Raw genomic sequence first — 1,155 nt, 5'->3', positions numbered from 1 at the left:
CACGGTGACCTCGGCGCCCTGTTCGGCCAGCCAGCGGGCGACCGAGCCGCCGCCCCCGCCGACCTCCAGCGCCCCCGGGGCACGATCGCGGCGGTGCCCGCCGCCAGTCGCACCACGGACTCGGCGTCGCCGGGCTCGACGGGGCGGAGGTGGAGGCGCACGGCGCCGGCCAGGCAGCAGACCGCCTCCTCCGCCTCGGGGTGCATCTCCCAGTGGTCGGCGTGGACGTCGGCGTCGCTCTCCACGTGGAAGGTCGCGATCTGCCAGACCCCGGCGTCGCCGGCGGCCATCCGGCGCCCGGCCGCCCGGACGTCGCCGTCGGGGTGGATGTGCAGGGCCGAGGCGAACAGGTCCACGGCCGCGAGCGGAGTGGTCGTCATGAGCGGGTTCCTTCCAGTCGGTTCGCTGCGGGGGTGAGCGGGGCGGGGTGCCCTGGGGCCTGCGGCCGCCGCCGGGGCAGCACACCGATCGCCACCAGCGCGGCGAGGGCGAAGAGCCCGGCGGTGACGGCCAGGCCGGTGGCGTAGCCGGAGTTGAGCGCCGACGGGTCGGTGGCGCCGCCGGAGCGGTGGGCGGCGACGGTGGCCAGGGCGGCCAGGCCGACGCAGCCGCCGAGCTGGCGGGAGCTGTTGAGCAGGCCGGAGGCCGTCCCGGCCTCGTGGGCGGCCACGCCGGTGGTCCCGGCGGCGGCGACCGGGGCCAGGACCAGCCCGGTGCCGATGCTGGTGACCAGGGACGGGCCGAGGACGTCGGTGAGGAAGCCGCCGTCCGGGCTGATCAGCGCGAACCAGGCCAGGCCCGCGGTGGCCAGCACCGCCCCGGGCACCAGGGCGGCCCGGGGAGTGCGGCGCGCGACGACGCGCGTGGCGAGCACGGTGCCCGCGACCAGTCCGGCCGAGAAGGGCAGGAAGGCGAGGCCGGTGGCGGCGGCGCCCAGGCCCAGCACCTGCTGGAGGTAGAGCGAGACGAAGTAGAAGGCCGTGAACTGCCCGGCGGCGGCCAGGAACACCAGGACGTTGGCACCGGCCACCCAGCGGCTGCGCAGCAGGCCCGGGCGGAGCAGCGGTGCGGAGGTCCTGGCCTCGGTGACGGCGAAGGCGGTCAGCAGCGCGAGCGCGGCGGCGAGTGTCCCCAGGGTGGCCGGGGAGCCCCACC

The 1,155-nt window shown here is 77.8% G+C and carries 2 protein-coding genes; both read right to left on the bottom strand.

Going from position 1 to position 1,155, the window contains the following annotated elements:
* Positions 1-380 (bottom strand): hypothetical protein (locus tag ACIQOV_RS42275; protein WP_401056572.1); only part of this gene is annotated, 380 nt, incomplete at its 3' end.
* On the bottom strand, positions 377-1,155 hold a 779-nt coding region (locus ACIQOV_RS42270; RefSeq protein ID WP_401056570.1), incomplete at its 5' end, for an MFS transporter. The genes ACIQOV_RS42270 and ACIQOV_RS42275, both read right to left, overlap by 4 nt.

It is taken from the genome of Kitasatospora sp. NPDC091257 (assembly GCF_044757675.1).
Lineage (GTDB): Bacteria > Actinomycetota > Actinomycetes > Streptomycetales > Streptomycetaceae > Kitasatospora > Kitasatospora lactacystinica.
This window is presented reverse-complemented; position numbering and strand designations above follow the sequence as displayed.